Source organism: Methylocaldum gracile, from assembly GCF_053646815.1.
Genome location: NZ_CM132196.1, coordinates 3,351,286 through 3,367,369 on the forward strand (window position 1 = coordinate 3,351,286; position 16,084 = coordinate 3,367,369).

14 protein-coding genes are annotated in these 16,084 nt (G+C 58.3%); 9 read left to right on the forward strand and 5 right to left on the reverse strand.

Features of this window, described 5'->3' with window-relative positions; all coding sequences use genetic code 11:
* The first annotated feature begins 203 nt into the window (after positions 1 to 203).
* A complete protein-coding gene (locus ACWJJK_RS14710) occupies positions 204 to 1,442 on the forward strand; it encodes a DUF1015 domain-containing protein (RefSeq protein WP_347258340.1) in 1,239 nt (412 codons plus the stop codon).
* 83 nt (positions 1,443 to 1,525) lie between these two features.
* Here the strand turns inward: ACWJJK_RS14710 and ACWJJK_RS14715 are convergent, their stop codons facing one another.
* On the reverse strand, positions 1,526 to 2,641 hold the full coding sequence (locus tag ACWJJK_RS14715) for a protein-L-isoaspartate(D-aspartate) O-methyltransferase (protein ID WP_454128234.1): 1,116 nt from the start codon (positions 2,639 to 2,641) through the stop codon (positions 1,526 to 1,528).
* Positions 2,642 to 2,709: 68 nt separating this feature from the next.
* On the opposite strand from ACWJJK_RS14715, the gene ACWJJK_RS14720 reads away from it, so the two are divergent.
* Together ACWJJK_RS14720 and ACWJJK_RS14725 are read left to right on the forward strand one after the other, a co-directional pair.
* Positions 2,710 to 3,594 (forward strand): carbohydrate kinase family protein, encoded by an 885-nt coding sequence (locus tag ACWJJK_RS14720; RefSeq protein WP_454128235.1) that lies wholly within the window; start codon positions 2,710 to 2,712, stop codon positions 3,592 to 3,594.
* A 10-nt stretch (positions 3,595 to 3,604) separates the two neighbouring features.
* On the forward strand, positions 3,605 to 4,462 hold the full coding sequence (locus tag ACWJJK_RS14725) for a CheR family methyltransferase (protein WP_454128236.1): 858 nt from the start codon (positions 3,605 to 3,607) through the stop codon (positions 4,460 to 4,462).
* A gap of 12 nt (positions 4,463 to 4,474) precedes the next feature.
* Here ACWJJK_RS14725 and lgt read toward each other — a convergent pair whose 3' ends face one another.
* Positions 4,475 to 5,305, reverse strand: coding sequence for a prolipoprotein diacylglyceryl transferase (gene lgt, locus ACWJJK_RS14730; protein ID WP_454128237.1), 831 nt, complete (start codon positions 5,303 to 5,305; stop codon positions 4,475 to 4,477).
* Between the two features lie 302 nt (positions 5,306 to 5,607).
* Between lgt and ACWJJK_RS14735 the strand changes: the two genes are divergently transcribed.
* Both ACWJJK_RS14735 and ACWJJK_RS14740 read left to right on the forward strand, forming a co-directional pair.
* Positions 5,608 to 6,072: a DUF6763 family protein gene (locus tag ACWJJK_RS14735; protein ID WP_086135415.1), complete on the forward strand. Its 465-nt coding sequence runs from the start codon at positions 5,608 to 5,610 to the stop codon at positions 6,070 to 6,072.
* Between the two features lie 102 nt (positions 6,073 to 6,174).
* Positions 6,175 to 6,750: a hypothetical protein gene (locus tag ACWJJK_RS14740; RefSeq protein WP_454128238.1), complete on the forward strand. Its 576-nt coding sequence runs from the start codon at positions 6,175 to 6,177 to the stop codon at positions 6,748 to 6,750.
* 224 nt (positions 6,751 to 6,974) lie between these two features.
* On the opposite strand, the gene ACWJJK_RS14745 is transcribed toward ACWJJK_RS14740, so the two are convergent.
* Both ACWJJK_RS14745 and ACWJJK_RS14750 read right to left on the reverse strand, forming a co-directional pair.
* Positions 6,975 to 7,877 (reverse strand): diaminopimelate dehydrogenase, encoded by a 903-nt coding sequence (locus ACWJJK_RS14745; protein ID WP_156879354.1) that lies wholly within the window; start codon positions 7,875 to 7,877, stop codon positions 6,975 to 6,977.
* Between the two features lie 190 nt (positions 7,878 to 8,067).
* On the reverse strand, positions 8,068 to 8,802 hold the full coding sequence (locus ACWJJK_RS14750; RefSeq protein ID WP_454128239.1) for a SagB/ThcOx family dehydrogenase: 735 nt from the start codon (positions 8,800 to 8,802) through the stop codon (positions 8,068 to 8,070).
* Positions 8,803 to 9,277: 475 nt separating this feature from the next.
* On the opposite strand from ACWJJK_RS14750, the gene ACWJJK_RS14755 reads away from it, so the two are divergent.
* The 4 genes from ACWJJK_RS14755 (at position 9,278) to ACWJJK_RS14770 (ending at position 14,430) form a co-directional block, all read left to right on the forward strand.
* Positions 9,278 to 9,778, forward strand: coding sequence for a Spy/CpxP family protein refolding chaperone (locus ACWJJK_RS14755; protein WP_347257704.1), 501 nt, complete (start codon positions 9,278 to 9,280; stop codon positions 9,776 to 9,778).
* Between the two features lie 47 nt (positions 9,779 to 9,825).
* Positions 9,826 to 9,960 (forward strand): hypothetical protein, encoded by a 135-nt coding sequence (locus tag ACWJJK_RS14760; protein ID WP_347257703.1) that lies wholly within the window; start codon positions 9,826 to 9,828, stop codon positions 9,958 to 9,960.
* Between the two features lie 337 nt (positions 9,961 to 10,297).
* Positions 10,298 to 11,458 (forward strand): PrnB family protein, encoded by a 1,161-nt coding sequence (locus ACWJJK_RS14765; RefSeq protein ID WP_086135412.1) that lies wholly within the window; start codon positions 10,298 to 10,300, stop codon positions 11,456 to 11,458.
* A 452-nt stretch (positions 11,459 to 11,910) separates the two neighbouring features.
* The gene (locus ACWJJK_RS14770) at positions 11,911 to 14,430 is read left to right on the forward strand and encodes a PAS domain S-box protein (protein WP_086135411.1); all 2,520 of its coding nucleotides are present in this window, start codon (positions 11,911 to 11,913) and stop codon (positions 14,428 to 14,430) included.
* Between the two features lie 58 nt (positions 14,431 to 14,488).
* Here the strand turns inward: ACWJJK_RS14770 and ACWJJK_RS14775 are convergent, their stop codons facing one another.
* Entirely contained in the window at positions 14,489 to 15,718 is a 1,230-nt protein-coding gene (locus ACWJJK_RS14775; RefSeq protein ID WP_156879352.1) for a dicarboxylate/amino acid:cation symporter, read from the reverse strand.
* Positions 15,719 to 16,084 lie beyond the last annotated feature (366 nt).

Sequence of the window (16,084 nt, forward strand, 5' to 3'; positions counted from 1 at the left end):
GGCACTACACTAAACCGGGAAATGCTCTAGCCTCGAAAGATGAGGGAGAATACAGGACATCGTCATTGGGCTCCAGTTCGCCATTCCTTGCTCCATTGGACCAACGACCCGGTGAAATTACTGACAGCCGCACGAGTCATTACTGAAATAAGGTTTCTCGGCTCCGGTGTTAGAATTCAGCCATTGCCCTCAGGAAAACGACCATGCCCCTCATCCGCCCCTTCTCCGCTCTCCGTCCGGCGCCCGGTCGCGCCGCGGAGGTTATCTCACCGCCCTACGACGTGTTGAATACCGAAGAAGCCAGAACGCTGGCGGCGGGCCGTCCGTGGAGCTTTCTGCACATTTCCAAACCGGAAATCGATTTGCCGCCCGGAACCGACGCTTACGCTCCGGAGGTTTATGCCAAGGCCGCGGACAATCTGAAGCGGATGCTGAATTCCGGCATCCTGAAGCGGGACGACCGGTCGCTCTATTATGCCTATCGCCTCGTCATGGGCGACCATACGCAACTGGGCCTGGTCGCGACGGCCAGTGTCGCCGCTTACGACGCCAACCGCATCCGAAAACACGAGTTCACCTGCCCCGACAAGGAGGACGACCGGGTACGCCAGATCGTGGCGTTGAACGCTCAGACCGGTCCGGTGCTTTTGGCGTATCCCGATGCGCCCGAGATCGACAGCCTGTTGGCGAAAACCGCCGAGCAACCGTCCGAAGCCGACGCGGTAGCGGAGTCCGGCGTGCGGCATACGTTCTGGAGCATTCGCGATGAAGATACCATCGCCCGGCTCACCGAACTTTTCGATGCGCTGCCGGCACTGTATATCGCCGACGGGCATCACCGTTCCGCCGCGGCTTCGCGGGTTGCGGCCTCGCGCCGGCAATCCGATCCCGGCCATACCGGCGATGAAAGCTACGAATACTTTCTGTCGGTGATATTTCCCAAGAGCCAGATGCGGATCATGGATTACAACCGGTTGGTCAAGGATTTGAACGGTTTGAGCGAAGCGGAGTTTCTGAGCCGGGTGTCCGAGCGCTTTGCCATAGAAAAAGCCGACAATCCGGTGAAACCGGAAAATCCCGGCCAGTTCGGCGTGTATCTCGGCGGACACTGGCGCAAGCTGACCATAAGACCCGAGTTGATCCCCGCGGACCCGGTGGCGCGGCTCGACGTCAGTCTCTTGCAGGACAACCTCATTTCGCCGGTCCTCGGCATCTCCGATCCCCGCCGCGACCGGCGGATCGACTTCGTCGGCGGCGTCCGCGGCTTACGCGAACTGGAGCGCCGCGTCGATTCCGGCGAAATGGCCGTGGCGTTTTCGGTGCACCCTACCCGCATGGAAGACTTGATGGCCGTGGCCGATGCGGGAAAGGTCATGCCCCCGAAATCGACCTGGTTCGAGCCCAAGCTGGCGGACGGGTTGGCGTCCCACGTGCTGGACTAGCCCGGATCGACCGAATGGCGGATGCGCGGACCGGCGGCCCTCTATCCGGTTCCGCACGGTACCGCCGCATATCCGGCCGTTCCCTATAAGCTCGGCGAAGTGGCGGCGTGGGTATGCTCGTATCGCTCCTGGCAATCGTGGCACCTCAGCGCCGCGGGATTTACCTTCAGCCGAGGATAGCCGATCTCCCCTTCGCACTCGATACAGATACCGTACTCGTTGTTGGCGATTCTGAGCAGGGCTGCGTCTATCGCCTGAAGCTCCCGAATGTGCCGGTCGATGATGGCCAGGTTGAGGTCCACCAGTAAGTCCGCGACGGATTCCTCCTCCATGTCGTGAACCTGACCGGCGAGATCGATGTATTGCTCGTTATCCGAAGACAAGAGCTCCTGACGGATTTCTTCCCTGAGATCTCGATAGCGGCTCTTGAGCGCCAGTTTCAGCTCGTTGATCTGGGCATCCGATAATTTTGCAGTCATGGTCGTTCTCCATCCGTATTCGTTCGTTCGATCGATGCGCGTCACGGATTCGCGCTCCGGTTCGATCATCGAGTCTCCTGTGAGCGGCACGAAGGCCACATCCAAAATGCTCCGGGTTTCGATTTGGCCTTGCTTGTCCTTCTCCACCAGCATCAGTTCCTGGTGGCGATAAGGCAGCCCGATAGGGATCACCATCCTGCCTCCGGGCCTGAGCTGATCGAGCAAGGCTTTCGGCAGGTACGGGGCGGCCGCCGTGACGATGATGCCGTCATAGGGCGCATGTTCCGGCCAACCGTGATAGCCGTCGCCGGCACGGACCTCCACGTTGGCGTAGCAGAGGCGCATCAGCCGCTCCTTCGCCTGCTCGGCCAGCTCCGCTATGATTTCCACCGTGTAAACCCGCTTAACCAACAGCGACAGGACCGCCGCCTGATAGCAGGAACCGGTGCCGATTTCCAGAACGATGTCGTCCGGTTCTGGATCGAGGAGATCGGTCATCAAGGCCACGATGTAGGGCTGGGAGATGGTTTGACCGTAACCGATGGGCACGGGCCCGTTCTCATAAGCGTAAGCCTTGGACTCGGAAGGCACGAAACGGTCACGAGGGACTTTTCGCATCGCGTCCAGCACCCTCGGATTCAGCGTGTCTTTACCGATGAGATGCCGGGTGAGGGTAACCTCCTCCTCGATCTCGCGCATCATTCGAGACAATCTAGTCATAAGACCTCGTTTGGTCCGAGCGGCGGAATAGGCTTATCTTACGCTTTAACCGACGGCTAAGGTTAAACATGATTACCCGATTTATCTGTGCCGGGAGCTTGAACGCGGATCTCACGTTTCCGGTCGAGCGCCTGCCGGAAGAACACGAAAAACTGCGCTGCCGAAAATGCGTTTTGAACTACGGCGGATCGGCCGCCAATACGGCCTATTGGCTGGCGCGGCTCAACCAGTCTGTACGAATGCTCGGGTGCGTGGGCGACGATCCCTTCGGCACGCTTGCCATCGCGGCGCTGGCCGAAGCTGGGACGGATACGAGCCTGATTCAGCGCACCCGCCGGAGCCTTACCGGCATGGCCGCCATTTTCGCGACCCCCGGCAGCAAGCGCATGGTCACTTCGGGCGGGGCGAACGCTTGCTTCGATCCGGCGGAGATCGATGGCCGGATTTTTTACCCTGGCGCGCACTTGCACGTGGCGACCTCTCTGCACGAGCTCGCGCTGCCCTTGATCCGTCTCGCCAAGGAACGGGGCGCCACCGTCTCCTGCGATCTGGATGAAGGGCCTACGGAAGAAATGATCCCCCGGCTGGATTTGATCTTCATGAACCAAACCGAGCTGCGCCGCTGGACCGGTTCGACCGATCCGCGCAAAGCGCGGAAGCGTCTCTCGCCTTCAAACTTTTTGGTCGTTACCCAGGGCGCCCGAGGGGCGGTGGCGTTGGGACCGAGCGGCGAATACGCCCATCCCGCGTTCCCGGCGACAGAGGCCGATCGAACCGGCGGTGGCGACGCCTTCGACGCCGGCTTTCTGTACGGACTTGCACAAGGGGCCGCCCCCGAAACCTGTCTGCGCTTCGGCTTGCTTCTCGCTGCCCAAGTGATCGCGAGCGAAGGAAGCCGTCCACGGTCGGTCGACGCGGCAAGGGTTCTCCGGGCCTCTCTGCGGACTCCCTGAATGTTCGGCGTTGCGCGAACCCTTGATTCAGAAGGACGCAACGGTGACGGACCAGGAAGCTAAATGGGTGGATTTCTTGCAATGGGCCTTGCCGCGCCTGGAACTGCGCTGGCCGGGGTTCCGCAAAGTCCGGCGTCAGGTGATCAGGCGCATCGCTCGACGTATGGCGGAATTGCAGATGGATGATCTCGACGCTTATCGCCGCCACCTCGAAACTCACGCGGAGGAATGGCCGCGGCTCGATAGTTTCTGCCGAATTACGATCTCCCGCTTTTACCGCGACCGCCGGGTCTTCGATATTCTCGCCCGCGACGGATTGCCGGAGCTGATTCGCCTCTGCCGAACCCGCGGCGAACGCCGTATGCGCGGCTGGAGCGCAGGCTGCGGCGCCGGCGAGGAGTCGTACACGCTGGCTCTCATTTGGGTGCTGCAAATCGCCCCGCAAGTTCCGGATTTTGCGTTTGAACTGATCGCCACTGATGCCGATCCGGATCAGATTGCCCGAGCCCGGCGCGGCTGCTATCCGCCGAGCAGTCTCAAGGAATTGCCGCCGCCTTGGCGCGACCTAGCCTTCACGGAAAATCAGGGACGGTACTGCATCAAACCGGAATATCGCGGACCGGTGAGCTGGGCCGTGCAGGATCTGCGCAAAACCTTGCCGGACGGCCCCTTCGATCTCATTCTCTGCCGCAACCTCGCATTTACCTACTTCTCGATCGCCCTGCAGCGGGACATCCTGCACGGTCTCGACGCTCGCCTGTCGACCGGAGGGCTTCTCGTGATCGGTGCGCACGAATCGCTGCCCGAAATGCCGCCCGAATGGAATCCTTGGCGACCAGGACTGCCCATCTACCGCAAAGGTCGATAATCCGTATCGCGATCAAGCATCCGACTGGGGCGGCGCGGCATTCCAATCCGCTCCGAACGCCCGCTGCAAGCGCCACGCTCGCCGCACCAAATACATCCCGACCAGCATCGCCGGAATACTCAGCCATTGGCCCATGGTAATCGTCCAGCCGGACTCGAAAGCGGCCTGGCCCTCCTTGAAGAATTCCAGGACGAAGCGGGTACCGAATACCAGGATGAAAAAGCGACCGAACATATAACCCTCGGGCACGCTATTCCCGCGCCTGAGATAAAAGCGAAACTGGACCAGAAAAATCAACAAGTAACAGAAAGCCTCGTAAAGCTGTACCGGGTGGCGCGGCAGCAAATCGACCCGGGCGAAGACAATCGCCCAGGGAACGTCGGCGGGGTGGCCGAGGATTTCAGAGTTGAAGAAATTGCCGATGCGTATCAGGCATCCGGACAAAGGCACGGTAACGCCGATGCGATCGCACACCCAGAGGAACGATTGATTGGTCGCCCGACGGGAATATAGCCAGACCGCGATCAGAATGCCGACCACCGCGCCGTGGCTCGCGAGCCCGCCTTCCCACACCGCGAGGATTTTCCACGGATGCGTCAGATAAAAACCCGGATTGTAAAACAGCACGTGGCCCAAGCGGGCTCCGATCACGGTTCCGGCAAGGACGAACAGCACCAGATCGTAAACCTCGTCCTCCGGCCGTCCCTCACGCCGAAACAAGTAACGGAAGACGAACAGACCGTAGACGAAAGTCGACGCGAAGAAAAGTCCGTACCAGTGGACCGGAAGCTGGAAAGCGCCTATGGAAATGGTGAAGGCGACGGGCGAAATATCCCACAGCATGACGAACATGTCCTTCGGTGGTTGCGGTTGATGAAAAGTTCTCTGATCGGCTGACCGTTGAGGTTTAAGAATTTCTTCTGCTATGTGAGCTTTGTCAATTTAGAGCGTTTGCACGCCCGATCGATGATCCGGCGACGGCTCTCGGCCGTTTCGTCCAATTTAAACTTCCATCTGCTTTGCAGACCTAAAGGATGGACAGACTCAATTTCGATTCGGCTAGCTTACCGGCCGAGCGTTCCTTAGGGTATCCGAGCCGCTCGCCGGTAGAACGAGATCTCGGTGTATAAGACGAGGGCATAACGATGAATTCTGAAGCGGATCCTATTGTCGGCAATTGGTACCAACATCTGGACAAGGGTCAAGCCTTCCAGGTCGTCTTCGTGGATGAGGAGGCGGATTTGGTGGAGATCCAGCATTTCGACGGAGATGTGGAAGAGATGGATTTCGATGCCTGGTACCGGCTCGAGATTCAGCCTATCGAGGCGCCGGAAAACTGGAGCGGGCCTCTGGACGTCTCGGAAGTGGACGATCTCACGGGTACCGAAGTCTCCGATACGCCGCCCGAAGATTGGGTCGAGCCTCTGAAGGAAATCGAAAAGTCCCAGGAGCGGCCGACCGGTACAAGCCCGGAAGAAGGCGGAGACGAGTGGGGCGAGGGATTTCCGGAAGAAGAGCCCTTGGAACAGGAACCCTCGGCGGGAACTCCGGAAGAGCCCGGCGAGAAAAAGTCGCGGCAAGGAAGCGGTGAACCCTGGTCGGAGGAATGATCGAGCCTTTTCGAGCAGAAAATTGCTGTCGCTCGGACAACGGTATGGCTAATCCTCCCAAAACTTCTAAAATCAAGGCGCTTTATCAAAGGAGGCGCCAAGATGAAAACTATGCCATACCGAAAATGGGTCGATTATGTCATAGGCTTTTTGAGTCTCGTCGCCTGGATCACGCTGTTCGGTTCAGGACTGCTGATTTCGTCACGCCCCTATCGCGACCATCTCGCGGCATCGTTCAATTGGCACGATTTCATCATCGCAGCTTCTCTTTACACCTACACCAACGTCGCCATCCTGACATGCCTCTCTGGCGTGATAGGTGGAGTATCGAGCCGGTTGACATTCAAGGGGTATCAAGCAGAGACCGAAGACCAGGATCAACCCGCAGACTCCGACCAGGCATTGGCTTCCGTAAGCATGGCCTACCGGGTGGAGTCTCCATTGGCCAGCATGTGCCGCAGCTTTCTGGTTTATCTGCTGTACATCGCCGGTTTGGCCATCGGAATTCCCGGTGGAACGACGGAAGCGATCAGCGAGACGAATGCCGCCCAGTATCTCAGGATGGCGGGACTGTTATCCTTGCTGGGATTTGCTGTCGGTTACGATCCGACCTTGTTTCACGCATTCTTGGCCAACATCCCTTCGCCGATTCGAAAGAAAACAGGCGAACATAGCTAATTCCATTCGGCATTCGAGTGAACATTCATCGTAGGATGGGTAGAGCGAAGCGAAACCCATCGATGGTGAGTTAGCCCCTAGTCTCCGCTCGGGACAGGCCCTTCGACAGGCTCAGGACAGGCTCCGCGTAACCTACCGATCCGAGGTCGCTCTCCCGGTGATCAGCCGGAAATTCTGCTTCTTGTGAACGGAAGAATCGAGATATAAGGATGCACGGCAGCGACTCAGAGAAACGTCTGTTCCGAATCCTTACGCAACTCACCCCAAAGGGCGCCCAGAGGCAGATCGAACAGCGAATAAGCGCGAGGCTTCAAACCGGGCAGCGCACGGGCCGCCGCCAGCATCATTTGAGCGCTCAGGGCGGCCTCGGAAAGGCGCGCTTCGAACATCAGATACTGGTGTCTGGTTTGACCGGCCGAACCGTGGCGTTGCAGCAGTACGCCGTGCTCGTCCTCGAGCGCCGCCATACTCTCGACCTGAAATACGGTGGTGATGTCGCCCCCGAACAGCGGGTCAGCGGCAACGGCCGCTTTCACTTCTTCCAGTCTCGCGCCGTCCGCCAATTCGACATAGACATAGCGCTCCATCTGCCCGTCGGCGTTCCGGTGTTCCGTCGAAAGCGCCCCCTTAACTCCCGGTACGGAGCCGGCCAGCGTGGTGTGATGCAGGCTGATGCCGGGCCTATGACTGATGTCGGTGTGTCCTTTCGGCGTGAGCAGAGCGAACAAATCCCGCATCAAGGACAGCGCCCCAGGGTCCCAGCCGGCGCCCACTACAGCGGGCCGCTCGAAGCGGATCGCCCAGCGATCTATGGCCTGCTTGTGCTCAAGAACAGCCTCGCCATGGAATCTTGCGCACTCGACGACCGGCAGACCCAGTTGGAGCAAATCGTGTACGCAGCCCCTAACCCACTCCGCTGGGATGCAGACCAACACCGCATCGAGACCGGATAATTCGCGGATATGGGAAACGACACGAATCCGATCGAAGGGAGCGGGCAGGATCTGCGGCGACTCCGGTCGGCGTACGACACCGGCCAAGACAATCTGTTCGTCGTTCCGTGCCGCTTCGGCACACGCCAAACCGAGTCTGCCGAAACCGACGATGGCAATGTGCAAACGTCGCATGGTTCACTCCCTGAATGATCAAAACCGTCAATCGGCACGGTGCCGTTCCAGGATACAAGGGGGATCGCTCTCGCCGCCGGCGTCTCTTGGAGGGTATAAGGGAAGCCTCGCGGGCAGCCCAAGAGCGTGCCCGTCCTAGGCTCAGTCGAAAGGGCCTCTATGGGACGCGAGTAGCTTCTCGCATAACCTCTTAGCGCGGCTTTCCGATGGGCACCAAATATAGGATCTTCTCCTCCGCTGGAAGGTCCAGAACTTGCGCCGACCACTCGTCATCGAATGCCCCGACCGGCGTACCGCCAAGTCCCAGGGATACCGCCTGAAGCAAAACGTTCTGCGCCGCATGCCCGGCTTCCGTATGGACGTAGGCGCGGCCGCGGGAGCCGTACTTTGCGGTCGTTCGCTCCTCCACGGCAGCGAATACCAGGATTGCCGCGCTGTCTTTCAGCCAATCCTGATGCATTGCCGCGGCGGCGAGATCGGCCCGAAAATCGCCGCGACGGATCACCTCCAACCGGTGCCGTTGAGGGAGATACCGGTAAATGCCTGCCGGCAGATTGAGAACGTCGCCGCCCACTAGGTACAGCTCCAACGGATAAAGCGCACCGGCCGAAGGGGCGGTGCGGAGCTGATCGTCGTGGGTGATTCCCTGAGCGGCCCATAAGAGCTGAGATACGTCTTCCAACGACATCGGCGTCCCGAGAAACTCCCTAACCGAATCGCGCCTGTGCAAGGCCTCTTCCAATGACATGGAACTCGCGGTATGCGGCGCGGGCAGAACAATGATCTCGGCGGCTATCACGCGGTGTCTCCCGGTATCGACCGATCTCGCGGAGAGTAAAGACGCATAGGCCGTAAGAGCACTTGCCAAGATAATTCGAAGCACGAAAAACCGGGGGGCGCAGCGTCCGTAGAAAGCCTTCCGCATCGTCTATCTCCTTTACTAGAACAATAACCGGCTTTTCGGTCGAAGCCCAAGAATCCGAACAGGTTACAGCCATGCCCGAACACCGGGACAACGACAATCCAGTCGTACATGCCGGCTTCCTACAAGGATACGCTTTAATCTTTGATAGACCATAGTGCGCGGCCTTCGTTTGCGAAAAAATCTTGGGGCCCACGAATAGTCGACCAACTGCCGTCAGCACGAGACTCACGAGTGCGGTGGTCCAGGCGGAACTAGGCCACGGGCTGTCCGATCGAATATTTCGATGACGGTCGAAATTGGCTCAGGGCCGAGTCGCCCGGTTATTCAAGTCGATGGCCGACGCGATTAGTGCTTTCCGGTGCTCGTTATGTCCAACGTTCTCCCGGGGCACACTCGACGATGCGCTTACCGGGCGTTGCTCGTCGGCCTCGAAGCGCAATGATCTGACGATCGGCGTTGGATGACGAGGAAACCCATGAAAAAGCTCTCCGCTTTGTTGACGGCATCGGTTTTTGCATTAACCGCATGGGGATTGCCGGCAGCCGCGAAAACGCCCGCAACCGAAAGCCAGCCGCGCGCCATGGACAGCGCGCATGGCGCCAAGCTGCGCAAGCTATTGGAAAGCTTGCAAGAAGGCGGATTGCGGGCGCATGAAAGCTATGAAAACGTGATGCTTCGCCACGTCAACGAGCTCAAGCTGTCCGACGAACAAATCGGCAAGATCGTGCGGATACACCAAGACAATCAGCAAAAGATCAAGGAAATCGGCAAGAAACTTCGTGAAACCCAACGATCGGCCTATCGCCTCTTTCTGAACCCGGCGAGCGACGAGGCGGCTATCCGTATTGCGGCAAAAAATCACACGGCGGCTTTCGACGCATTGGTGAACACGGCTTTGAGTTCCCGCGCGGCGATCAATGCCGTATTGACTCCGGAGCAATTTAATCAACTGAAATCGCTTGGGGCTGAACCGTAGCATCGATCCCCATGCTCAAGAGTCCGACCAGTCGCAGGCGTATATCTTTGGGTTTACTGGCAACCGGGGGAGTGCTGTTTCTGCTTGCTCCGGAGAACGCCTGGATCGGCCTGGTTTTTCTAGGATTCGGGGTATTGCTGGAAACCCTCGGGTTCTTGTTGGGACATTCCGGGCACTCATGAACGGTGCCGGAGACATCGGACTTCTGGACCGGCACCGTTCAAGACGTGGTTGACGCGCTGCACGGATTGCGTCCATGCGGCATGCCGCTATCGACGGCAAGTCGATTACCCCCCCCCCGACTGGACACGGAAAAATTCAAATCATAAAGTGGCTCGGTGTCGCGGCGGATATCGACGAGCCAAAAGGACTCGGATTGCCGTTCGGAGGATTGATAAGGGAGCCGCCGCATAGTAGCTCGGAAGGCCATTACCACGGAGACTACTCCCCACAAAGCGAACGAAGTTCGCATAACCGGGGTCTCAGTCGCAGCAAAACCCGCTTTTCACCGGAGCAGCAATGATCACCGACACACACGGGCAGTACGACAGACTCGGCCCGGGAGCCTCGCAGGCCGGAGCAAGCGAACTGTTGAAATCCCATTATGCTGAGCGCGGCTTTCTACCAGAACAGGACCCCCTCACGGCCTTCCCTTACGATTCCCGCTACGCCGTAATCGACGAGGTCGGCCGTGATTTGCCGAGCCTTCTGCATGACGTAGGATTTCGCGCTTATGCGCGGGAGCTCGATATCCCGAGCTGGGAGGAACCGGTCACTGCCGAAACGCTGCCGCAGCTTCGGCTGTACTACCTACGGATCGGTTTTCTCGCCTCCGCTTATGTCAATCAGGTCGGGATGGAACCGGCGCGAATGCTGCCGCGCAACATCGCCGTACCGCTGGCAAAAGCCTGCCTGCTGTTGGGGCGTCCGCCGATTTTGAGCTACGACGGCTATGCCTTGTATAACTGGAAGCGCTTCCGCAAAGACCAGCCGATTCGGTTGGGGAACATCGACACGATCCAGAATTTCGTTCACATGTACGATGAACACTGGTTCATTCTGGTACATGTGGAAATCGAGGCGATTGCCGCAGACATTCTGGCCGCCATTGCTTCGGTCAAACGGAAATTCGCCGTCGATCCGAATTCCGACATCGGCACCGAACTGTGGCAAATCGAAAGTGCAGTGCGACGCCAAGTCGAAGTGCTCAAACGGATACCCGAGAAAATGGATGCACGCCTGTATTACAAGACTTTTAGGCCGTATATCCGATTTTTCGACGGCGTGACTTATGAGTGCGTGGACCAAGCGCCTATCCGATTCCGCGGCGAGACCGGCGCGCAGAGCAGTATCATGCCGACTTTGGTTGCGTTCCTGAAGATTCCGCACCAGCGTTCGGCTTTGACCGATCATTTGGCCGACATGCGGAACTACATGCCTATCGAACATCGCCGGCTCATCGAGGAGGTCGAGGCCATGCCGAACGTCCGACACCCCCGCTACAAAGAATCTTTTAATGCCATACTCGAGGCGATTGCCTCTTTCCGCCGTGTCCATTACGGCTGGGCGCAGGAATATATCAATCGCTGGACCGGCGACCCGAGGGGAACCGGCGGAACCCCGTATATGGAATGGCTCCGGCAAATGATTTTGGAGACCGAAGCCTATCAGCAAAGGTAGACCGTCCCTGGTCCGGTTTGGTGCGACACCTGATGCACCAAGATCCTCGGCTTATATCTTCTCGATAAATTGTTTCCGGCTGATGACAAGCTGCGGACGGCCTGTACCACCTGCCGAACTTCAGGCAGTGAAAACAGAGCGGCGTTCACATCGGCGAAAGCGCAGCTATCGGCGAGCCCCGCGTTTAGGACAAACTCAAAGAAACTTCCACCAAATATCGCGTAAGGCTCTAAAATCATGGAAACCAGGACGGGTTTGAATAGGTCAAACCGCGATGAATAACCACACCCCGGTACCGAGACGCGCAGTGCTCCCGCGAATGTATCCCGATAGCAACTCATTCTCGGCGGTCTTTAATGGTCCATCGGTCTCCGATTGCGTCGATGCCATAAGGAGACACTAACGTTCAGGGAGCGGAAGAAGTAAACTCCGCCGTCCCAGCGTGCAGCATCATGAAACAGATCAATCCCTGCTCTTTTGAAACTCTCTGGGATCGCGCGAAGCCCAAGCCGAGCGAAGCAATATCGCCCGAGAATCAAACGCTGTGCCAGGCTCTTTTCGAAGCCTTGCCGGATGCTATCGCGGTCGTCGATTCTCAAGGCCGCATCCGGCAAATCAACGCGGAGCTGGAGCGATTGTTCGGCTACGATCGAGAAGATTTACTGGGTCGACCAATCGAGAGCTTGATTCCGGAGCGCTATAGAGCACGTCATATCGATCACCGGCAGCACTACCGCGCAGCGCCTTATCGGCTCAAGATGAGCCAGCGCCCCGAACTCTACGGCCTGCGACGGGACGGCAGCGAGTTTCCCGTGGACGTCCATCTGGCGCCCATCAAGGCGGAGGAAGGTACCTTAACCATAAGCGTCATACGCGATATCACTCCCCACAAGACTGCCGAGGCCGAAATCCAGGAGCACGCGCACCGCAAGGCTATTCTCGCCGATCTGAGCCAATCGGCCCTGGCCGGCACCAGTCTTGATCGGCTGATGAAGCACGCCGTGGAACAGATCGCCCAGTGTCTCGACATCGAGTACACGAAAATCCTGGAGCTTCTTCCCGATGGTCGGGCCTTACGATTGAAGGCGGGTGTGGGCTGGCGAGAAGGATTGGTTGGAGAAGCAACGGTCAGCGCCGGTTTGGAGTCTCAAGCAGGTTACACGCTGCTAATCTCCAAACCGGCCGACGAGAGCACCCTGATCGCCGGCGAACCGGTCATCGTCGACGACCTTCGCAGCGAGACGCGCTTCAGCGGTCCGCCTCTGCTCTTCGAGCACGGCGTCGTGAGTGGCATGAGCATCACCATTCCCGGGTATGCGCGGCCCTACGGCGTGTTGGGCGTGCATACCAAAAAGCACCGCGCTTTTACCGAGGATGATGCCCAATTCCTGCGCGCCGTTGCCTATACGCTGGCTTTGGCCATCGAGCGCCGGCAAACCGAAGAGGCCTTGCGCGAAAGCGAAATGCGCGCCCGGCGCTTGGTGGAAGCCAATATCATCGGAGTGTTTGAGGGAATCGAAGACCAGATCTGCAATGCCAACCAGATCTTCCTCGATATGTTGGGTTACAGCCGTGAGGATCTGCAGGCGGGAAGATTACGCTGGCCGGAGATGACGCCGCCCGAATACCAAGCCTTGGATGAAGCGGCTCGGAACCAGTTATTGGATCACGGCGCGATCACGCCTTTCGAGAAAGAATTCATCCGTAAGAACGGCACTCGGGTGCCGATCCTGATCTGCGCCACTGCGCTGGAACGCTCACCGTTCACCTGGATCGCGTTCATCGTCGATTTAAGCGAGTACAAGCGGCTGGAAGACTCGTTGCGGCGCCGAGCGGCCGAGCTTGCCGATGCTGACCGCCGCAAAGACGAATTCCTGGCGATGCTGGCCCATGAGCTTCGGAATCCTCTGGCGCCGATCCGTAACGCCGTCCATATCCTGCATCGCCAAGTGCCGCTACTGCCCGAGAGTCAACGGCCGCTCGAAATGATCGAGAGGCAGACCCAGCACCTGGCTCGGCTGGTGGACGACCTTCTCGATGTTTCAAGGGTCACGCGCGGCAAAATCAACCTGCACAAACTGCCCGTGGATCTCGTGGCCTTAACCGCTCGGGTCGTGGAAAACCACCGGCCCAGCGCATCGGCGCATCAGCATACCGTCACGCTGACTTTGCCGCCCTGTCCTCTTTATGTCGAGGGCGATGATGTTCGATTAACGCAGGTACTCGACAATCTTCTCAATAACGCCAACAAGTACACTCCGGACGGCGGACACATCTGGGTGACCGTCAAGGACCGGAAGGACGAAGTCCTCGTCTCGATTCGAGACAGCGGTATCGGAATTGCCGAGAACGATCTGTCCGAAGTCTTCGACCTCTTCGCCCAAGTCGATCCGGGGATCGACCGTGCCCGCGGAGGATTGGGCATCGGGCTCTCACTGGTCAAACGGCTGGTGGAAATGCACGGGGGCTATGTCGAAGCGCGCAGCGACGGACCTGGAAAAGGCAGCGAGTTCATTATCTACCTCCCGCTTTTGTCTGCAAAAACCGAGCTGGTTTCCCACTCTTGGAGCGCTCTACCGGCGTCCGAAGCACCGCCCGTGCTACGGGTTCTGGTGGTGGACGACAATTACGACGCGGCGGAATCGATGGCCCTGCTGGTGAAGCTGTGGGGACATGAAACACGCATCGTCCATGACGGCCGGTCCGCAGTGGATATATGCCAGACGTATAAGCCGGATGTGGTTTTGCTCGATCTCGGTTTGCCGGGAATGAGCGGCTATGAAGTCGCTCAGCACTTACGAAAGGAATACGGAGACTCGATGACGCTTTTCGCCCTGACGGGGTACGGACAAGCCGAAGACCGACAGCGAAGCGCAGCGGCCGGTTTCAATCATCATCTGGTCAAGCCGATCGACCCCGGTATCCTCAGGACCTTGCTCGCCTCACGCGAGGTGCGGCCAGCCCAAAGCTAGCGCATCGCTGCGGCACAGGATTGTCCACCGAAACTGTGGATAGTCAGCCGAAGTGTCTTCAATGGCGAAGCTGCTTCTCCCACTTCGACAGAACCGTCGCGGCCACTGCATTGCCCAGAACATTGGTGGCGGAACGTCCCATGTCCAGGAAATGGTCGATAGGCAAGAGCAGTAGCAGCCCCGCTTCCGGAATATCGAACATCGATAGTGCGCCGGTAATGATGACCAGTGACGCCCGCGGCACGGCCGCGATGCCTTTGCTGGTAAGCATCAGCGTAAGCAGCATGATGATTTGCTGGTGAAGCGATAAATCGATGCCGTACGCCTGGGCGATGAACAAGGTCGCGAAGGTCATGTACATCATCGAGCCATCCAGATTGAAGGAATAACCCAAGGGAAGCACGAAACTGGCAATGCGGTTGGGACAACCGAACCGCTCCAGTTCCTGCAGCGTCTTCGGAAATGCGGCCTCGCTGCTGGCCGTACTGAAAGCCAGCAAGAACGGTCCGCCAAGCCGCGAAAGCAAGTTTTTTATCCGCGTCCCAATCACCAGAAATCCCACGCAAATCAGCATTCCCCAGAGCAGTAACAGCGCCAGATAGAACTCGATCATCAGCGTACCGTAGGTCGAGATAATACCTGTTCCCTTCTGGGCAATAATCCCCGCGGCCGCCCCGAACACGGCTAATGGCGCCAACAGCATGACGTAGCCGGTCACCCGCAGCATCACGTGCCCCAGGGCATCCAGCGCGGCGATAATGGGTTCGCCCCGATCTCCAGTTGTTGCCGCCGCCACCCCAAAAAACGATGCGAACACGACGATTTGCAAGATCTCGTTGTTCCCCATGGCTTCCACTACATTTTGCGGAATCACGTGGTGGAGGAGCGTCTTCAGGTCAAAGTGGTTTGCAGGCAGAGCAGCATGTACGGCTTCCTGAGAGACAGGCAGATGGAGCTGAACGCCCGGTTGTGCCAGATTGACCAGGACCATGCCGAGCGAGAGCGAAGCGAGGCTCGCAACGAAGAAATAGAACAGGGCTTTTCCGCCCAGTCGACCGATCGCCTTGACATCGCCCAGCTTGGCGATTCCGACCACCAGAGTCGAGAACACGAGCGGGGCGATGATCGCTTTGATGAGGCGCATGAAAACCTCGGTCAAGAGCGAGACATTACTGACGAACGTTTTGATTTCGTCCGGATCGGGAACGAAACGGCGGACCAGTTCTCCGCAGGCCACACCCAGCACGAGAGCGGCAAGAATGGAGATCGTCAGAATATTTTTTGGCATCTCGCTGAATCAAGCAATGTTCCGGCAAAGCCCGATGGCCGATCCATCGGGCTAAAAAGCATGTCAACCGGTGTTGAAAGTATAAGGGGACGAATTCAAACGCTGATGTAAGGATCGGCCTTCTTCGTTTTCATGGTATCGGCCGATCGATGAATATGAAAGGCGCCGCCCAATTCGGCTCGCTTTATTCGATGATGCGCTTAAATAGGCACCGTATCGGAACTTAGTATAACTATCAGCCGAGGTCCGAGGCTACTTGCAAACACTTCAAGTAGTAAATCGCGGCCATACCTGAACATGAGCGTGGCCGGAAGCAGAAATGCGAGGGGGGCTGCGCGCCTCAACCGGACAGGCTTGGGAAGAGCG